The 308-nt window shown below is 43.8% G+C and carries 1 pseudogene; it reads right to left on the reverse strand.

The features are described 5' to 3' along the window. Nucleotides 1-308, reverse strand: a pseudogene (locus ACTHS3_RS17600) (UvrD-helicase domain-containing protein); the annotation flags it as partial.

Genomic DNA, 308 nt, shown 5'->3' on the forward strand with positions numbered 1-308 from the left:
GAAGAGGCTTAATTTCCCTAGCGTTTGTTTGCTCAGGCGGGGCAGACGGCTGGATTCGGCGTTTGTTTTTAAATCGGTAAAAACATTTTCAAAGGTTTTTCTTTTGTAGGTTTGGCCATTAAGTTTGGGGAAGATTGCCCAAAACGCTTTTTCCAAGTCTTCCAACTGGTTGCAAATTTTTTCCCATGTTTCTTGAAGCTTGGTTTGGGCTTCTTTTAAATCGCCTTCAGGCCGTCTGAATTTCAGATAGGGGCGGCCGGTATAGCTTTTGATTTCGGCAAGCATTTCTTTGGGCGTGCATTTTCGGT

It is taken from the genome of Neisseria sp. P0009.S007 (assembly GCF_051962515.1).